This window comes from Nocardioides dilutus (assembly GCF_054779555.1).
Map to the genome: position 1 here is coordinate 1,591,695 of NZ_BAAGYA010000001.1, position 16,743 is coordinate 1,608,437.

General features: G+C 71.7%; 15 protein-coding genes. 9 read left to right on the top strand and 6 right to left on the bottom strand.

Annotation, left to right across the window (positions count from 1 at the left end):
- Positions 1 to 16: 16 nt before the first annotated feature.
- A complete protein-coding gene (locus tag ACYVC6_RS07795) occupies positions 17 to 805 on the top strand; it encodes a GNAT family N-acetyltransferase (protein ID WP_460712637.1) in 789 nt (262 codons plus the stop codon).
- Positions 806 to 898: 93 nt separating this feature from the next.
- Here the strand turns inward: ACYVC6_RS07795 and ACYVC6_RS07800 are convergent, their stop codons facing one another.
- Positions 899 to 2,101: a CapA family protein gene (locus tag ACYVC6_RS07800; protein WP_460712639.1), complete on the bottom strand. Its 1,203-nt coding sequence runs from the start codon at positions 2,099 to 2,101 to the stop codon at positions 899 to 901.
- Between the two features lie 123 nt (positions 2,102 to 2,224).
- On the opposite strand from ACYVC6_RS07800, the gene ACYVC6_RS07805 reads away from it, so the two are divergent.
- Positions 2,225 to 3,904, top strand: a complete 1,680-nt coding sequence (locus ACYVC6_RS07805; RefSeq protein WP_460713328.1) for a glycerol-3-phosphate dehydrogenase/oxidase — start codon at positions 2,225 to 2,227, stop codon at positions 3,902 to 3,904.
- Here the strand turns inward: ACYVC6_RS07805 and ACYVC6_RS07810 are convergent.
- The 3 genes from ACYVC6_RS07810 to ACYVC6_RS07820 form a co-directional block, all read right to left on the bottom strand.
- Positions 3,882 to 4,637: a phosphatase PAP2 family protein gene (locus tag ACYVC6_RS07810; RefSeq protein ID WP_460712641.1), complete on the bottom strand. Its 756-nt coding sequence runs from the start codon at positions 4,635 to 4,637 to the stop codon at positions 3,882 to 3,884. The genes ACYVC6_RS07805 and ACYVC6_RS07810 overlap by 23 nt on opposite strands.
- A 110-nt stretch (positions 4,638 to 4,747) precedes the next feature.
- The gene (locus ACYVC6_RS07815) at positions 4,748 to 5,863 is read right to left on the bottom strand and encodes a hypothetical protein (RefSeq protein WP_460712643.1); all 1,116 of its coding nucleotides are present in this window, start codon (positions 5,861 to 5,863) and stop codon (positions 4,748 to 4,750) included.
- Positions 5,860 to 6,435: a TetR/AcrR family transcriptional regulator gene (locus tag ACYVC6_RS07820; protein WP_460712645.1), complete on the bottom strand. Its 576-nt coding sequence runs from the start codon at positions 6,433 to 6,435 to the stop codon at positions 5,860 to 5,862. Before ACYVC6_RS07820 ends, ACYVC6_RS07815 begins: the two co-directional genes overlap by 4 nt.
- 44 nt (positions 6,436 to 6,479) lie before the next feature.
- On the opposite strand from ACYVC6_RS07820, the gene ACYVC6_RS07825 reads away from it, so the two are divergent.
- From ACYVC6_RS07825 to ACYVC6_RS07850, 6 genes are all read left to right on the top strand, one after another.
- Positions 6,480 to 7,718: a sulfotransferase family protein gene (locus ACYVC6_RS07825; RefSeq protein WP_460712647.1), complete on the top strand. Its 1,239-nt coding sequence runs from the start codon at positions 6,480 to 6,482 to the stop codon at positions 7,716 to 7,718.
- Between the two features lie 9 nt (positions 7,719 to 7,727).
- On the top strand, positions 7,728 to 8,666 hold the full coding sequence (locus ACYVC6_RS07830) for a CE1 family esterase (protein WP_460712649.1): 939 nt from the start codon (positions 7,728 to 7,730) through the stop codon (positions 8,664 to 8,666).
- A gap of 80 nt (positions 8,667 to 8,746) precedes the next feature.
- Complete coding sequence (locus ACYVC6_RS07835; RefSeq protein WP_460712651.1) at positions 8,747 to 9,895, top strand: phosphotransferase family protein; 1,149 nt, start codon at positions 8,747 to 8,749, stop codon at positions 9,893 to 9,895.
- Entirely contained in the window at positions 9,895 to 11,013 is a 1,119-nt protein-coding gene (locus ACYVC6_RS07840; protein WP_460712653.1) for a hypothetical protein, read from the top strand. Before ACYVC6_RS07835 ends, ACYVC6_RS07840 begins: the two co-directional genes overlap by 1 nt.
- A gap of 133 nt (positions 11,014 to 11,146) precedes the next feature.
- Positions 11,147 to 12,604: an aldehyde dehydrogenase gene (locus tag ACYVC6_RS07845; protein ID WP_460712655.1), complete on the top strand. Its 1,458-nt coding sequence runs from the start codon at positions 11,147 to 11,149 to the stop codon at positions 12,602 to 12,604.
- Between the two features lie 49 nt (positions 12,605 to 12,653).
- Positions 12,654 to 13,757 carry a TIGR03857 family LLM class F420-dependent oxidoreductase gene (locus ACYVC6_RS07850; protein ID WP_460712657.1) on the top strand — a complete coding sequence of 368 codons (1,104 nt, stop codon included), beginning with the start codon at positions 12,654 to 12,656 and terminating at the stop codon, positions 13,755 to 13,757.
- Positions 13,758 to 13,811: 54 nt separating this feature from the next.
- Here the strand turns inward: ACYVC6_RS07850 and ACYVC6_RS07855 are convergent, their stop codons facing one another.
- Positions 13,812 to 14,978, bottom strand: coding sequence for an AAA family ATPase (locus ACYVC6_RS07855; RefSeq protein ID WP_460712659.1), 1,167 nt, complete (start codon positions 14,976 to 14,978; stop codon positions 13,812 to 13,814).
- Between the two features lie 239 nt (positions 14,979 to 15,217).
- Between ACYVC6_RS07855 and ACYVC6_RS07860 the strand changes: the two genes are divergently transcribed.
- Positions 15,218 to 15,964: a hypothetical protein gene (locus ACYVC6_RS07860; RefSeq protein WP_460712661.1), complete on the top strand. Its 747-nt coding sequence runs from the start codon at positions 15,218 to 15,220 to the stop codon at positions 15,962 to 15,964.
- Between the two features lie 90 nt (positions 15,965 to 16,054).
- Here ACYVC6_RS07860 and ACYVC6_RS07865 read toward each other — a convergent pair.
- On the bottom strand, positions 16,055 to 16,743 hold a 689-nt coding region (locus ACYVC6_RS07865), incomplete at its 5' end, for a fibronectin type III domain-containing protein (protein ID WP_460712663.1).

The following is a 16,743-nucleotide window of genomic DNA, read 5'->3' on the forward strand; positions in this document are numbered from 1 at the left end:
GGGCCACGATGGCCCGATGAGCGACCTGCTGGCCCGGCTCGAGGGCTACTACGACGAGGCGCCGCGCGCCAACGCCGACACCGAGGAGCACGGGCCGTTCACGATCTTCGTGTCCCGCGGTGGCTGGCCCTACTACGCCCGTCCGCGGCTCGGTCTCACCGCGCCGGTGGCGGCCGCCGACGTGACCGCGGTGCTGGCCCGCCTCGAGGAGCTCGGCGTCCCGCAGTCGATCGAGTGGGTCGACCAGACGACGCCGTCGCTGCGGGCCGCCGTGGTCGCGGCGGGGATCGAGGTCGAGGACTACCCGCTGCTCGTCCTCGACGGCGACCCGGTCGAGCGGGTCAGTCCGGCCTTCGTACGCCGCCTGGGACCCGACGACCCGGACCTCGCCGCCGTGCGGGCCGCCGTCCACGTCGGCTTCGACCAGGACGACACGCGCACCGGCCCGGCGTCGGTCGCGGAGCGCGACGCCGTGGTCGCTGCCGAAGGTGGTGACCTCGACACTCTGCGCGAGCTGCTCGAGTCGGGTGGGTCGGTGCTCTACGGCGCGTTCGACCCGGAGGCCGGCGCGGTCGGTGGGGGTTCGCACAACCCGCGCGGCGAGGTCACCGAGATCGTGGGCGTCGGTGTGCTCCCTGCCCACCGTCGCCGCGGCATCGCCGGCCACCTCACCTGGGCGCTGGCGTCGGACGCGGCGTCGTCCGGCGTCCGCACCGTCTTCATGTCGGCCGGCAGCGACGACGTCGCCCGGATCTACGAAGGTGTCGGCTTCCGCCGGGTCGGGACGGCCTGCATCGTGGGGTAGGGCCGGCTCGGCTCTGGATAGTCCCTGACGTTCGGCACAGCCCTACGGCGTCTCGCGGTGCCGAACGTCTGGGACTATCCGGGGCGGGCGCGGCTATTCAGCCTTCAGCCCGGGCGTCCGACCCAGCCCGTTGACCGCGGCCACGACCGCGGCCCGGGCGGCCTCGTCGCCGGGGTCGTCGAGCGCGCGGACCCGGATGGGCCCGGAGCCGATGTGGTTCCAGCCGACGGGGACGTACGCCGCGCGGCGGACGGCGAACGATCCGTCCGGCTGCTCGACGAAGACGAAGCGGACCAGGATCCCGCGGTAGGTCTCCGGCCGGGTGATCTCCTGCTGGGCCACCAGGTTGCCCATCCCGTAGACGACCCATTTCCCGTTGACCCGGGTGATCGGCTGGACGGTGTGGGCGTGCTCGCCGAGCACGAGGTCGACGTCGGGTGACCGGGTCAGCCGCTCGACGGCCGCGACCTGTTCGGGACTGGGATGCTCGTCGTACTCGTAGCCGGCGTGCAGATGCACGACGACCACGTCAGCGCCCGATCGGCGCGCGGCGCGGGCCTGGCGGAGGAGGTCGGGCACGTCGAGCATCGACACCGACCACTCGCGGCCCTCGGGCAGCGGGAAGCCGTTGAGGCCGTAGGTGCCGGCGACCAACCCCACCCGGACGCCGTCGGCCGTGGTCAGCACGACCGGCTGCCGGCGTTCGCGCGCGGTCCGGAACGTGCCCACGTGGGCCACGCCGGCGGCCTCGAGCAGCGACGCGGTGCGGACCAGGCCGTCGAAGCCCTGGTCGAGCGCGTGGTTGGAGGCGGTCGTGCACGCGTCCCAGCCCATCGAGGCGATCCAGGGTGCGATCTCGGGCGGGGCGGCGAAGACCGGATAGCTCTGCAGGGGAGCGCCCGGCGCCGCGAACGGCACCTCGTTGTGGCACAGCGCGAGGTCCGCACCGGCGATCAGCGGCCGGACGTCGGCGAACATCGGGTCGAAGTCATACGGCTCGCCGTGGCGGGCGTCGGCCGCAGCGCTCTGCCAGACCGTGTCGTGCCAGAGCAGGTCGCCGCCCATCACGAGCGAGAACCGGCGCGGCTCGGGCGCCGGAGCCGCCGGAGCCGCCGGAGCAGGCGGCGGGGGAGCCGGTGGGGTGGACGGGGCGGGGTCGCCGCCCCTGCTGAGCACGATCCCGAGCCGAGACTGAGCGGGCTCGGGTGAGTCCGGGAACGGCGTCCCCAGCACCGCGGCGGCCAGCGCCGCGCAGGCGGCGATCCCCACGTGTGCGCGCACGTTGGGAAGACGCATGAGGAGATCCCTGGGTTGCCTGACGGACTGGTGGAGAGAGTGACACGGGCTGGCTGAGAGACTTGCGAGGTGGCCGACCCTAGTGCGCTCAGCCCGGACTCCCGCATCCGCGCGATCGAGGCCATGGCGAGTGGTCCGAGCGATCCTGGGGACCACGAGCTCGACGTGCTCGTCGTCGGCGGCGGCGTGGTCGGCACCGGCGTCGCGCTCGACGCGGTGACCCGCGGCCTGAGCACCGGGCTGGTCGAGCAGCGCGACCTGGCCAGCGGCACCAGCAGCCGCAGCAGCAAGCTCATCCACGGCGGCCTGCGCTACCTCGAGATGCTCGACTTCGCCCTGGTCAAGGAGGCGCTGCAGGAGCGCGGGCTGCTGCTCACCCGGCTGGCGCCCCACCTGGTCCGGCCGGTCCCGTTCCTCTACCCGCTGACCCACCGCGGCTGGGAGCGGCCCTACGTCGGCGCCGGCCTGGCGCTCTACGACGGCATGGCGATGCTCGGGAAGTACGACATGGGGGTGCCGCGCCACCGCCACATGACCCGCAAGACGGTCGCCCGGATCGCGCCGGACTTCGCGCCGGAGTCGATCGCCGGGGCGATCCGCTACTACGACTGCCAGGTCGACGACGCGCGCCTGGTCGTGACCATCGCCCGCACGGCCGCGGCGCACGGCGCCCACGTGGCCACCCGGGTCAAGGTCACCGGGTTCCTCCGCGACGGCGAGCGCGTCGTCGGCGTACGCGCCCGCGACCTCGAGACCGGCACCGACCTGGAGATCCGCGCCCGGGTGGTGGTCAACGCCGCCGGCGTCTGGACCGACGAGATCCAGGAGATGGTCGGCGGCAAGGGCTCGCTCCACGTGCAGGCGAGCAAGGGCATCCACCTCGTGGTCCCGCGCGACCGGATCCGCTCGGAGGCTGGGTTCATCGTGCGCACCGCGACGTCCGTGCTGTTCGTCATCCCGTGGGGGCGGCACTGGATCATCGGCACCACCGACACACCCTGGAACCTCGACAAGGCGCACCCCGCGGCCAGCCGCACCGACATCGACTACATCCTCACCCACGTCAACGCGATCCTCCGCGAGCCGCTCGACCACGAGGACGTGGAGGGCGTGTACGCCGGCCTGCGGCCGCTGCTGTCGGGGGAGTCCGAGCCGACCTCGCGCATCTCCCGCGAGCACACCGTCGTGACGCCGGTGCCCGGTCTGGTGATGATCGCGGGCGGCAAGCTCACGACCTACCGGGTGATGGCCAAGGACGCCGTCGACGCCGCCGGCGACTGGCTCCGCACCGCCGAGGTGATGGTCCGCGACTCGATCACCGACCGCATCCCGCTCGTCGGCGCCGACGGCTACGAGGCCAGGTCCAACCAGCGCGTCCACTTGGCCCGACGGGCCGGACTCGACGTCGCGCGGGTGGACCACCTGCTCGGCCGCTACGGCGCCCGCGTCGACGACCTGCTCGCGCTCATCGACGCCCGTCAAGACCTGGCCGCCCCGCTCGAGGGCGCCGACGACCACCTCGCGGCCGAGATCGTCTACGCCGTCACCCACGAGGGGGCGCGTCACCTCGACGACGTCCTCACCCGGCGTACCCGCATCTCGATCGAGACCTTCGACCGCGGCGTCTCCGCCGCGACCCCCGTGGCCCGGCTGATGGGCGCCGAGCTGGCCTGGGACCAGGCGCGGGTCGCCGAGGAGGTCGACCACTACCTGCGCCGGGTCGAGGCGGAGCGTCAGTCGCAGCTCGCGCTGACCGACCAGGAGGCCGACGAGGCCCGGGTCAAGGCGCCGGAGATCGTTTAGCGGGCGGCGGCAGCACGAGCGCGGCGACCCCCAGGAGCAGCAGCGCGACCGCCCCGTCGAGCCAGTAGTGGTTGGCGGTGACCACCACGACGAGGAACGTGACCAGGACGTGCGCGGCGGCCAGCGAGGCGAGCCACCGCGGCCCGGTGCGGGCCACCACGTAGGCGATCACGGCCGCCCAGCCCACGTGGAGGCTGGGCATCGCGGCGAACTGGTTGGCCAGGTCGCCGCTCGCGCCGGCGTAGGCGTTGGGGCCGAGGACGGCCATCGTGTCTGTGAAGCCCCACTGCGGAAACATCCGCGGCGGAGCCAGCGGATAGACGACGTGGAGCGCCAACGCAGCGCCGGTGAGGCCGATCAGCAGGTTGCGGGCCCACTGGTACTCCGCCCGCGGCCGGACCAGATAGCCCCAGACGAGGAACGCGATGATCGACGGGAAGTGCGCCGAGACGTAGTAGAGGTTCGCGAGGTGCAGCAGCGTGTCCGACGGGACCAGCCCCTGGACCGACGCCTCGGACGGGAGGAGCAGCGCCCGCTCGAGGTGGTGCACGTCGACGGCGTTGCCGTGTGCCACCGCCTCCTGACCGCGGGCGAGGACGCGGCCGAGTCGGTAGAGCCCGTACAACCCGGCGATTAGCGCCAGCTCGGCGATGCCGCGCCGCACCGCCGGCCCGGCCCTCACCAGGGCTCGACGGACCGGCGCCGGGGCACGCCCCGGGTCCACGAGTGTCATCGCATCCCTCCCTCACGGCTGTCTCGCTATGACGACTGTCGGTCGGTGACCGTGCATTCCGCGACCGCATTAGCTCGCTGGGTGCTGGCGTCGTCGAGGGTCTGACCCGGCTAGGTCGTGCAGCTCATCGGCGCGTCGGCCAGCTTGACCAGGCTGACCTCCGGAGGCGCCGGGACGGCGTCGGGCAGGAACCAGCGGAACGCGAGGTTGCCGCGCGGGTAGTCCATGGTGGTGACCGCGTTGGGGTGGGTGGCCTGGCCGTGCGCGAGGACGATCGTGACGGTGCCGTCGGCGTTGGGCACCGCGCTGCCGATGTTGACCGACGTACGGCCGTCGCCGGCGGAGTGGTTGGCCATGAACTGGTTCCAGACGCAGAAGCTCCAGAAGCGGACCTCCGGCGGGCGGTGGGTGATCACCAGCGCCTCGTCCTCGGCCAGGTCGTAGCTGCCGAAGGAGTAGCACGCGTCCCGGGCCGACCAGCCGAAGTTGGCGTCCGGCACCTGGTAGGGCGGGCCCATGGTGTTGGCGGCGTTGGCGACCTCGTGCCCCTGTGTCGACTGCTCCTCGCTGCGCACGCCGATCGTGAGCGGGATGATCATGAACATCGTGCGCAACCACGCGGCCGACGCGCGCAGCGCCGCCGCGGTCTCCGCGTCGCCGTGCCGGATCGGATCCGGCGGCTCGAGCGCCTCGATCTGCCAGGTCACGGGGCGGCCGGTCAGGGGATCGACCTGGTAGTCGCGGGTGACGAGCGCCGCGATGTCGGGGACCGGGCCGATCTCGAAGGAGAAGTCGCCGTTGGCGTCGACCCCCATGTCGGTGTCGTTCAGGTGCAGCACGATCTTGTCCGACCAGGTGCCGGGCGCCGGCTCGTTGTAGCCCGTCAGCGCGAAGTAGATCGCGTCCCCCTTGTTGCCCGAGATCCGGTAGCGACGAGCCGGGTCGACCATGGCGAACCGGTAGAACGCGTCGGTGTTGTCACCGCCCCAGCGCCGGTCCCGGCGGAACGGCGTGTTGAGCTCCATGAAGATCGGCCGGCTCGGCTCGGCGAACAGGTAGGTGTCGAAGGCGACCCCCAAGGTCGTCGCCAGCGCCCGGTAGCCGTCGGCGACGTGCCGGTCGTCGGCCACCGCGCGGTCGCCGTCGAGGAACGACTTGTCGAGGTCGCGGAGCGTGTCGAGCAGCTCTCCCCAGGCGGCGGTGGACTCGTGGCTGGAGTCGGTCATGCGGCGATCCCTCTCATCAGCAGGTCGGTGGTCTGGCCGACCCAGTGCTCGTCGAGCCCCTCGGTGGTCGCGAGCATCAGCCTCATCAGTGCCGCGCCGGAGAGCGTCTCGATGAGGACGTCGGTGTCGACTCCGGCGCGCACCTCGCCGCGATCGACAGCGGTCGCGATCCGGTCGTGGAAGGCCCTCCAGGTGCCGCCGAACCGCTCCAGCAGCGCCGGGTGCAGCGCCGGGTCGGCGGCGATCTCGGCCATCAGCCCGGGCGTGAGCGCGCGGGCCACCGGGTGCGCGAACGCCGCCGCCGTACGCCGCAGCATCTCGGCCAGGTCGTCACGGAGCACGCCGGTGTCGGGCAGCGACAGCTGCTCGCCCTCGGGGAACGCCGCCTCGTGCAGCAGGTGGGCCTTGCTCGGCCAGCGGCGATAGATGGCGGGCTTGCTGGTGCCGGCCCGCTGCGCGATCGCGGCGATCGTCAGGTCGGCGTACCCCACCTCCACGACCAGCTCGGCCGCGGCGCGCAGCACCGCCTCGTCGATCCGGGGGTTCCGCGGACGCCCGCTTTGCGCTTTCATTACGTGACCACCGTAACGTAAAGACGGACCGCAAAGGCAGGGTCATGGCTGAACCCGTTCGGATCGACGACTTCGAGGTCCCGCGCTTCACCCCGGAGGTCGAGGAGATCCGCGACTTCATGACCGTGATGGCGGCGGACTGCCCGCTCGACGCGGGTGTCCTGCACGACAAGGCCCGGGCCGAGACCGGCCTCGACGACTTCGGGCCGGACGACTACCGCGAGCGGCTGGACGTGTTCCTCGGCGCCGTCCGCGAGATCGACGGGCTGCACGGGCCGGGCGTCCTCAACTTCCACATGCAGCTGCTCCAGGTGCTCAAGAACCGGCTGCTGCTCACCGACCTCGTCAAGCGCCACCCGGAGATCCGCGACCTCGAACTGGTCCCGCCGGTCGTCATCGCCGGGCTGCCGAGGACCGGCACCACCCACCTGCACAACCTGCTGGCCGCCGGCCCGACGTTCCGGGTGCTCCGCTACTGGGAGTCGGTCGAGCCGTTCCCGCTGCCGGCCGAGGCGGGCGTCGAGCCGGACCCGCGGCTCGCGCGCACCGACATGGCCGTGGACTTCATGAACCAGGCGATGCCGCTGTTCCCGCTCATGCACGAGATGACGACCGAGCACGTGCACGAGGAGATCCAGCTCCTCTTCAACGACGTCTCCTCGATGCTGATGGAGACGCTCGGCCACGTGCCGTCCTGGCGCGACCACTACCTCGCCCACGACCAGACGCCGCACTACGAGCACCTGCGCCTTCAGCTCCAGGCCCTGCAGTTCCTGCGCGGCGGCCGCCGCTGGCTGCTGAAGTCGCCGCAGCACCTCGAGCAGCTGCCGGTGCTGGAGAAGGTCTTCCCCGGCCTGACGGTCGTGATCACTCACCGCGACCCCGTCCCGGTCACGCTCTCGATGCTGGCGATGCTCTGCTACTCCGCGCGCATGCACCGATCGCCGGTCGACGTCGCGGAGATCAGTGACTACTGGGTCGACCGGCTCGACCGGATGCTCCAGTCGCTGCTGCGCGACCGGCACGTGGTGCCCGGCGAGCGCTCGCTGGACGTGCGGTTCGACGACTTCATGGCCGACGACCTGGCGGTCGCCTCCCAGGTCTACGAGCTGGCGGGGGAGGAGCTCACCGACGAGGCGCGTCAGGCGATGGCGGACTACCTCGACGGGCACCAGCGGGGCCGGCTCGGCACGATCGCGACCAGCCCGGAGATGTTCGGGCAGGACGCCGAGGCGCTGCGGGCCCGCTTCGCGGCGTACGTCGACAGGTTCCTCTCGTCGTAGGTTCTCCCCATGCGCCGACTCATGCGCCGACCCAGGACCGTGACCGTGGTCGCCACCTGTGTCCTCACGCTGATGGTGGCCGGCTCCGCGGGTGCGCAGGTGGCGTCACCTTCAGACTCGCCGTCGAACCTCGCAGGTCGTGGTGCTGTTGCGGCCGGCGCGACGACGTCGACACACACGATCCGGATGCCCGGCGAGCGACGCACCTATCGGCTGGTCGTCCCGACGACGGGCGCGGGGGGTGCGCCTCTGGTGGTGGCGCTGCACGGGTTGTACGGCTCGGGTGAGCGGTTCCAGCTGACCAGCGGCTGGGACCGCGTCGCCGTAGAGGAGGGCGCGGTGCTGGTCTATCCCGACTCCTACACCGCCGGATGGCGCAGTCGGCCGACCGAGGCCCAGGACGTGATGTTCCTGGCCAAGCTCATCAAGGGGGTCACCCGTCGGCAGGGCACCGACCCCCGCCGCGTCTACGTCGTCGGCAACTCCAGCGGTGCGTTCATGAGCTACCGCTTCGCGTGCGACCGCGCCGACCTGGTGGCGGCGATCGGGCCCGTGGCCGGTGCTCCGCTCGCGGACTGCGCCGAGCCGCCGAGCCGGCCGGTCCCGGTCGTCTCGGTGCACGGCAAGGCGGACACCGTCGTCCCCTACCACGGTGGCCACCCACAGCTGCCCGGGCAGCCCCCGGGCGACGTCGAGCTGCCGTCGGCCCACGAGATGGCCCGGCGCTGGGCCGCGCACAACGGCTGCCGTCCGGGACCGCGTCGCGCCGGGACGGTCCCCGTGGTCACCAAGACGTGGGGCCACTGCGACCGGCACGCGAGGGTGCGCCTCATCAGCATCAGCAGGTGGCCGCACGAGTATCCGACGACCGAGGCGGGGGCGCCCGTCGACGCAGCGACGGTGCAGTGGTCGTTCCTCCAGCGGTACCGGCTGCCTCGCGTCCGTTGAGACCAGGTCCGTTGACAACTAGAACACGTTCTACAAAACTGACGCGTGTCAACTAGAGACCCACGTCACAGGAGTTGCCGGTGACCATCGGCCCCACGTCAGACCTCAAGCTGCAGCGCACCGCACGCGATCCGGCGACCGTCCCGCCGCTGCTCGAGGACTGGCTCAGGGGGGCGCTGCCGGCCGGCGCCGAGCCCGAGGTCACCATCCTCAGCGGCATCGACGCCAACGGGATGAGCTCGGAGACGCTGGTCTTCGACGCCACCTGGACCGAGGACGGCGAGCGCTCGACGCGCGAGTTCGTCGCCCGGGTCGCGCCGAGCCCTGACGAATACCCGGTCTTCATGGACTACGCCCTCCAGGACCAGTACGACGCGATGCGGATCGTCGGCGAGCGCACCGGCGTACCGGTGCCGGAGGTCGGGCTGTTCGAGCCGACCGGCGAGGTCCTCGGCACGCCGTTCTTCCTGATGAAGCGGATCGACGGGGTCGTGCCGCCCGACGTACCGCCCTACAACTGGGGCACCGCGCCCGACATCGACGGCAACTGGCTCTCCGACGCCTCGCCCGAGGACCAGCGCCGGCTCCAGGACAACACCATCAAGGCGATCGCCGAGCTGCACTCGATCCCGGAGGCGGCCGAGACGTTCGCGTTCCTCGACCGGTCGTCCTACCCCGGCGACACCCCGCTGCGCCGCAACCTCGCGTGGGTACGCGCCTGGTACGAGTGGGCGGTCCCCGACCTCGGCCCGTCGCCGATCACCGAGCGGGCGCTGGACTGGCTCGACGCCCACGAGCCGGAGTCCGAGACCGACACGGTGCTCTGCTGGGGCGACTCCCGGATCGGCAACGTGATGTTCCGGGACTTCGCGCCGGTCGGCGTCCTCGACTGGGAGATGGCCGCGATCGGCCCGCGCGAGATGGACCTGTCGTGGATCGTCTTCGCCCACATGGTCTTCGAGTCGATCACCGAGGTGTTCGGGTTCCCGGGCATGCCGGACTTCATGCGCGAGGAGGACGTCAGGTCGACGTACGCCGCCGCGACCGGCAAGGAGCTGGGCGACCTCACCTGGTACCACCTCTACAACGCCGTCCAGTGGTGCGTGGTCTTCATGCGCACCGGCGCCCGGTCGATCCACTTCGGTGAGGTCGAGCGGCCCGAGGACATCGAGTCCCTCTTCCACCACAAGCCGCTGATGGAGCGGCTCCTCGCGAAGGCAGGCGCCTGATGATCACCGGGCTCGACGAGTACCCGATCCACCAGCTGCCCCAGCCGGTCGTCGACGTCGGCAGCAGCGACCGCAACTTCTACGACCGCTGGTACTTCAACGCCCACGACCGCACCGGTGACGTCTTCGCCATCTTCGGCGCCGGCTACTACCCCAACCTGGGCACCAAGGACGCGTTCGTCCTCATCCGCCGCGGCGACGAGCAGACCGCGGTCCACCTCGGCGACGCGATGGACCACGACCGGCTCAACCCGCGCATCGGCAACTTCCGGATCGAGGTCCCCAAGCCGCTGGAGGAGGTCAGGGTCGTCCTGGAGGAGACCGAGGGCATCGCGATGGACCTCCACTGGCGCGGCCTCTTCCCCGCCATCCAGGAGGCGCCGCACGTGATGCGCACCGGCACCCTGAAGAAGGTGCTGGACGCCCAGCGGTTCGCCCAGTGCGGCTCGTGGGAGGGGGTCATCTCGATCGACGGGGCCGACCTCGCCGTCACGCCCGACCGCTGGATCGGCTCCCGCGACCGGTCGTGGGGGATCCGCCCCTCCGGCGAGGCCGAGCCGCCCGGCCGCCCTGCCGAGCCGGCGTGGAACGGCATGTGGTGGCTCTACGTCCCGGTCGCCTTCGACGACTTCGGGGTCTGCCTGATCATCCAGGAGGAGGCCGACGGCTACCGGCTCCTCAACGACTGCACCCGGATCTTCAAGGACGGCCGGATCGAGCAGCTCGGCTGGCCGCGGATCCGCACGACGTACGTCTCGGGCACCCGGACGCCCAAGAGCGGCGTCGTCGAGTGCACGCTGCCCGACGGCACGCCGGTCACGATCGAGCTGGAGTCGCTGCTGCCCGTCCCGATCCACGTCGGCGGCGGCTATGGAGGCGACTCGGACTGGGGCCACGGTCAGTGGAAGGGCGCCGGCTTCACCGAGCGGCTGACCTACGACATGACCGACCCGGGCGTCGTCGGCCGCGTGCCGTTCGGCCTCACCGACAGCGTCGGCCGGGCCGTCTGGACCGAGGAGGGCAAGGACCCGCAGGAGGGCTGGGGCCTCTACGAGCACGGCGTCCTTGGCCTCCATGAGCCCTCCGGCTTCACCGACTGGTTCATCCACGCGCCATGACCGCAGCCCTGCCGGCCGCCCGTCGCTGTAACCCGGTGTCCGGGTCACTAGCACGGTGGCCGGACACCGTGGCAGTGACCCGGACACTGAGTTACAAGCGCCCGCCCGCCCGCACCACGACCAGGAGCACCCCATGACCCACGACCGCGACGCCTTCTTCATCGACGGCGGCTGGGCCGCCCCGGCCACCTCCGACGTCATCGAGGTGATCAACCCGGCCACCGAGGAGGTGGCCGCCCGGGTCCCCGACGGCTCGCCGGCCGACATCGACGCCGCGGTGAGCGCCGCGCGTACGGCGTTCGACTCCGGGCCCTGGCCGCAGATGTCGCCGCAGGAGCGGATCGACGTCGTCCAGGAGTTCTCCAACCTCTACGCCGGCAGCCTCACGGCGATGGCCGACCTGATCACCCTCGAGATGGGGTCGCCGACGTCGTTCTCCAACCTGGCGCAGTCGCCGGCGCCGTGGATGCAGATCGAGGCGTTCCTGGCGATTGCCCGCGAGTTCGACTTCGAGGCCGAGCGCCCGGGCGCGCTCGGCGCGCCCGTCGTCGTACGCCGCGAGCCGGTCGGCGTCGTCGCGGCGATCCCGCCGTGGAACGTCCCGCAGTTCACGATCATGTCCAAGGTCGTCCCCGCGCTGCTGACCGGCTGCACGATCGTGGTGAAGCCGGCGCCCGAGTCGCCGCTCGACGCCTACCTGATGGCCGAGCTGCTGCAGGAGGCCGGCGTACCCCAGGGCGTGGTCAACTTCGTGCAGGGCGGCCGCGAGACCGGCGCCCACCTCGTCGCCCACCCCGGCGTCGACAAGGTCGCGTTCACTGGGTCGACCGCGGCCGGCCGCAAGATCGCCGCGGTGTGCGGCGAGCAGCTCAAGAGGGTCTCGCTCGAGCTCGGCGGCAAGTCGGCCGCGATCGTGCTGGAGGACGCCGACCTCACCCAGGCGCTGGAGGGGCTCAAGTTCACGTCGGTGATGAACTCCGGCCAGGCCTGTGTCGCCCAGACCCGGGTCCTCGCCCCGCGCAGCAGGTACGAAGAGTTCGTCGAGGCGTTCGGCGAGACGATCGGGTCGATGAAGGTCGGCGACCCGATGGACCCCGAGACCGAGATCGGCCCGATGGTCGCCCAGCGGCAGCAGGAGCGCGTCGAGAAGTACATCGCGCTCGGCCAGGAGGAGGGCGCCCGCGTCGTCGTCGGCGGCAACGGCATGCCCGACGGCCTCGACCGGGGCTGGTACGTCCGCCCCACCGTCTTCGCCGACGTGGACAACCGGATGCGGATCGCCCAGGAGGAGATCTTCGGCCCGGTCGTCTCGGTCATCCCCTACGACGGGGTCGACGAGGCGGTGGCCATCGCCAACGACTCCGACTACGGCCTGGCCGGCACGGTGTGGACCGCCGACAAGGAGGCCGGCCTCGACGTGGCCCGCCGGGTGCGCACCGGCACCTACGGCGTCAACACCTACACGATGGACTTCGCGGCGCCGTTCGGCGGCTACAAGGCCTCGGGTCTCGGCCGGGAGTTCGGGCCCGAGGGCCTGGCGCAGTACACCGAGCTGAAGTCGATCTACACCGAACTGCCTCCCGCTGGTTGAGGAGGTCGCGCAGCGACCGTCTCGAAACCTCCGCAGGGAAGGCACCTACGTGACCGACCAGCTCAACGAGCTCGCCTACTACGCCGTCACCCACCACCCCGCCGACGCCCGGAAGGTCTTCACCGAGGCCACGGACGCGGAGGGGCTGGGTCTCGGCTCCTGCATGATCAGCGAGCGGTTCACCGTCAAGGAGGCGGGCGCGCTCGCCGGGGCGGTGGCCGGACGGGCGCCGTCCCTGGGCATCGCCAGCGCCGCGATCAACCACCACACCCGGCACCCGGTCGTCACCGCCGCCATGGGGTCGACGCTCAAGGCGATCACCGAGGGCCGCTATGCGATGTCCTTCGGCCGCGGCTCCTCCCAGCACTGGAGGACTCTCGGACTGCCGGTCGTCACCGAGGCGGTCCTCCGCGACTTCCTGACCATGCTGCGCCAGCTGTGGACCGACGGCTTCGTGCTCGACCACGACGGCCCGGCCGGGACGTTCCCCGTGCTGCACAACCTGCACGGCCTCGAGGGCGGCGGCCCGCCGCTCGGCCTCGTGGCCGTCGGCCCGCGGACCATGGAGCTCGCCGGCGAGCTCTGCGACTTCGTCGTCATGCACACGTTCTTCTCCGAGCAGGCCACGACCTCGTCCATCGAGGCCGTACGCCGCGGCGCGGAGCGGGCCGGCCGCGACCCGGACGCCGTGCGCATCTGGTCGTGCCTGGCCGCCGTACCCGACGACCTGTCCGAGGACGACCGCGTGCGCCGCGGTGTGGGCCGGCTGGTGACCTACTTCCAGGCCTACGGCGACACCCTGGTCTCGGTGAACGGCTGGGACCCCGGCGCCTGGGAGAAGCTCAAGACCTCTGACCTCTTCGTCGACGCCTCGAACGCCGGCGGTGCGATCGACGCGACCGCCTCGACCGAGACGCTGCAGCGCCTCGGCGAGATGGTCCCCGACGAGTGGCTGGCCGCCTCGGCCCACGGCCGTCCCGAGGAGGCCGCTCGGACGATCGTGCGCGAGCTCGAGCTCGGCTGCCACTCGGTGATCCTGCACGGCGCCGAGCCGAGCGAGATCGCGCCGATGGTGGAGGCCTACCGCGCCGTACGCCCCGACCTGAAGCGGCCGGTGGCCACCAACCCGGGCCTGTTCGCCACCGTGAGGTAGGCACCCACCAGACCCCTCTGACCCCCCGTGTCCCGAGCCGGGGGGTCAGAGGCATCAGAGGTAGGCGCCGGTGGTGAGCTCCTCGGAGAACCGGCCCGCCGCGACCGCCCGCAGCACGGCCTCGGTGGTGACCCGGCCCTCGCTGCCCAAGTAGGCCCGCCGGGCCAGGTCGCGCAGGTCGGCGCCGGTCGCCCCGTCGGTCGCCCGGACCACGCGGCCCAGGTCGAGGTCGGGGAACGCCGCCAGGTAGCGCTCGAGGATCCGGTAGCGGCCCTGCGGGCCCGGCGCCTTCATCTCGATGACGGCGTCGAACCGCGACGCCCGGATCGCCGCGGGGTCGATGCTGCCCGGCGCGTTGGTCGACGCCAGCACGACGACGCCCTCGCGGGACGCCATCACCTCGTCCATCGAGCCGAGGAAGCCGTGCAGCTGCTCGGCGCCCGCCCCACGCGACCCGACCACCAGGTCGAGGTCGTCGATGACGACGACGGACGGCGCCAGCTGGCCGGCCAGCCGGAACAGCGGCGTCAGGAACCGCTGGACCGCCCACGAGGTCGCCATCAGCACGGTCGCCCGGCCTTTGACCTCGGTCGCCACGATCCGCGCGAGCTGGCTCTTGCCGGTGCCCGGCGGCCCGACGCACAGCACGCCGGCCGACGACGCCAGCCCGGCCGCCGCCAGGGTCTCGCTCATCGCGAGCGAGCCGTGGACGTGCTTGTCGACGGTCTCCCACACGTGCCCCGGGAGCAGCAGGTCGTCACGGGTCACCTCGCCCGCGTCCCAGCGGGTCAGGTTGATCCCCTTGTTGTCCGCCTCGACGGTGAACTGGCCGAACCGGAACGGCGACGCCGTCGTGGTCGTCTCGACCACCCACGCCCGGAACGCCGAGCGCAGCGCGATCAGCCGCTCGACGGTGGTGAACACCTCGAGCTCCGCCTCCCACTCGGCCTGGTGGATCCGGGCCACGACCTCGTGGTCGCAGATGACCCCGGCCGGCACCAGGACGATGGCCGAGATGGGTACGGCGCGGTCGCCCGCGGTCGTCTCGGCGATGCCCCACACCGGCGCGCCCTTTGCCGTACCGCTCGCCAGCAGGCGCTCGGCGTCCTCGCCCAGCACGGCCGCGAGCGCCGCACCGACCGCCGCAACAGCCGGCCGGTTGAGCCGCGTGGACACCGCGGCCAGGCGCGACTCGGAGACCCCGAGGGTGCGTGCCGGCACGCTCGTCGGAGTCTGCTTGGTGTCTCCGACGGTGCGGGGCTCAACATTCATCCTGCGACCAGGGTGACAGCGAGCACCGACGGATTGCCACGCAATTCGAGGTGGTCGAGCAGCGAGCGCCAGCGAGCGTCGTCGAGACCACCGCAAGGAAGGCACCCGCTGAAGCCCCGCTGGTCGAGCCTGTCGAGACCACCGCAGCTATGGCAATCACCCGAGCTCAGGCGCCAGACTCCGAGGTCGTGACGACCATCGAGACCATCGTCCGGGGCATCAACCGCGAGCTGGTGCCGGCGTTCGAGGAGAAGCTGCGCGCAGCCCTCGCCGATCAGAGCCGCGAGTGGCTGGTCGACCAGGTGGTGCGGCTGACCCTCGACGCCCACGCGCTCGAGGAGGCCGACCGCCGCCAGGTCGCCGAGGCCAAGGCCCGGGCCCGGCAGGAGCGCCACGACCGGGTGGCGGCGATGGGCTTCGGCCTGGGCGCGCTCGAGGCCTTTCTCGCCGAGCACGCCGGCGCCACCCGCGAGTCGCTGGTCGCCGCCGGCCACCTGCGGCCCGAGGCTCCGGCCAAGGGCACGGCCCTGATCACCAGCGCGCACCGCACCGAGTCCGGCGACGCGCTGCTGACCAAGGCCAAGGACGTCCTGTTCGTCCTGCTGTTCGGCGACGAGTCGCTCGGCTGCGACCTCGACCGCGGATCACAGGAACTGCTGACCCTCGCCGTCCCGCGGTTCAAGGCCGGCGCGCTCGACTTCATGCGCGCCTCGACCGAGCTCGCCGCCGCCGGCACCTGGCAGGACCCGGACAGCGTCAGCAACGACGAGCGCGCCGACAACGTGCTGATCGAGGTGCAGTACGGCGAGGTCGGCGGCGAGCTGGTCGGCCGAGGCATTGTGCTCGCGCTGACCCTGATCAACAACCTCGAGGTCAACGAGCAGGTGCTCTACGCACGGATGATCAACGTCGAGGAGACGTCGCTCATTGTCTAGGTCACAGCTCGGTGATCCACCACCTGAATTGCTCCGAGCTCACTGTGGCTGCTTGCGCCTGACCTGAACGCGCACGTTTGCGAGGTGCGCTCAGCAACTCGAGGCGACCCATGCTTGTGCTGTCTCGACAGCCTTCTTGGCAGTCCTGACCTTCTTCTTGGCGGCCGCGACCTTTGCCTTGGCCTTCTTGACCTTCTCCGCCCGGACGCTGAGCGGTGCAGACCTGGCAGCCTTGAGCTTCTTCTTCGCCACCGCGAGCTTGCCCTGAGCTCGCTGTAGAGCGTCCTTCGCGGACGATAGATCCGCTTCGGCGGCCATGCACGCGGGCGTGGGGCCAGGCGGTGGTGTCACAACCGGCGCCGCTGGTGTGACCGTGTTGGAGGGGTCGCTGGCCGGAGAGTCGCCGATGGCGTTGGTGGCGACCACGGTGAAGGTGTAGGCGGTGCCGTTGGTCAGGCCGGTGAGGGTGGTCGAGGTGACCCCGGGACTCACGGTCTTGGTGAGGCCGCCGGGGGAGCTGGTCACGGTGTACCCGGTCAGGGCCGAGCCCCCATCGCTGCTTGGCGCGGTCCACGACACCATCGCCTGGGCGTCCCCGGCGGTCGCGGTCACCCCAGTCGGGGCCCCTGGCACGGTGGCCGGAGCGACCGGGGTGACCGTGTTGGAGGGGTCGCTGGCCGGAGAGTCGCCGATGGCGTTGGTGGCGACCACGGTGAAGGTGTAGGCGGTGCCGTTGGTCAGGCCGGTGAGGGTGGTCGAGGTGACCCCGGGACTCACGG

What these genes read in the sequence shown, in the direction of transcription:
- ACYVC6_RS07795 (WP_460712637.1), top strand. Translation starts at nt 17, where the DNA reads ATGAGCGACCTGCTGGCCCGGCTCGAGGGCTACTACGACGAGGCGCCG.
- ACYVC6_RS07800 (WP_460712639.1), bottom strand. Translation starts at nt 2,101, where the DNA reads ATGCGTCTTCCCAACGTGCGCGCACACGTGGGGATCGCCGCCTGCGCG.
- ACYVC6_RS07805 (WP_460713328.1), top strand. Translation starts at nt 2,225, where the DNA reads ATGGCGAGTGGTCCGAGCGATCCTGGGGACCACGAGCTCGACGTGCTC.
- ACYVC6_RS07810 (WP_460712641.1), bottom strand. Translation starts at nt 4,637, where the DNA reads ATGACACTCGTGGACCCGGGGCGTGCCCCGGCGCCGGTCCGTCGAGCC.
- ACYVC6_RS07815 (WP_460712643.1), bottom strand. Translation starts at nt 5,863, where the DNA reads ATGACCGACTCCAGCCACGAGTCCACCGCCGCCTGGGGAGAGCTGCTC.
- ACYVC6_RS07820 (WP_460712645.1), bottom strand. Translation starts at nt 6,435, where the DNA reads ATGAAAGCGCAAAGCGGGCGTCCGCGGAACCCCCGGATCGACGAGGCG.
- ACYVC6_RS07825 (WP_460712647.1), top strand. Translation starts at nt 6,480, where the DNA reads ATGGCTGAACCCGTTCGGATCGACGACTTCGAGGTCCCGCGCTTCACC.
- ACYVC6_RS07830 (WP_460712649.1), top strand. Translation starts at nt 7,728, where the DNA reads ATGCGCCGACTCATGCGCCGACCCAGGACCGTGACCGTGGTCGCCACC.
- ACYVC6_RS07840 (WP_460712653.1), top strand. Translation starts at nt 9,895, where the DNA reads ATGATCACCGGGCTCGACGAGTACCCGATCCACCAGCTGCCCCAGCCG.
- ACYVC6_RS07845 (WP_460712655.1), top strand. Translation starts at nt 11,147, where the DNA reads ATGACCCACGACCGCGACGCCTTCTTCATCGACGGCGGCTGGGCCGCC.